Source organism: Salinicola salarius, from assembly GCF_002179555.1.
GTDB classification, from domain to species: Bacteria; Pseudomonadota; Gammaproteobacteria; order Pseudomonadales; family Halomonadaceae; genus Salinicola; species Salinicola salarius_A.
The window spans coordinates 1-390 of sequence record NZ_NHOU01000158.1; the positions used below are offsets into that span (position 1 = coordinate 1).

Annotated in this window: 1 protein-coding gene; it reads right to left on the reverse strand. The window is 52.1% G+C overall.

Annotated features, from left to right (window positions below; all coding sequences use genetic code 11):
• Positions 1 to 18: 18 nt before the first annotated feature.
• Positions 19 to 390, reverse strand: a 372-nt coding sequence (locus CCD76_RS19595; protein ID WP_143543369.1) for an IS5 family transposase, incomplete at its 5' end; no start/stop codon positions are given.

Consider the following 390-nt stretch of genomic DNA (forward strand, 5'->3'; position numbering starts at 1 on the left):
CTAGGGTCTGTTGACGTTTCACATGGGCAGCCATAAAAAACCACAAGCTAAGGCCACCATGCTTTCGTAGTTTCGCTTGAGCTTGTCGTAACGCGTCGCTATGGCGCGATACGGCTTCAACCGAGCAAAGGCATTCTCTACAAGATGGCGATAGCGATATAACCCTCTGTCTAAACTGCTATTTCCTGTCTTTGAGTTGCGCTTGCGTGGGATCACTGAGTCCATCCCCTTGGCGTCGACCTGCTCACGGATACGCTCACTGTCATACCCCTTGTCAGCCACTAATGCCCCACCTATTGGCAACTCATCAATCAGCGCCTGTGCCTCAGTGCTGTCGTGTACGTCACCTCCGGTGATCCTGAAAGCAATCGGTAGTCCATAAGCGTCAAC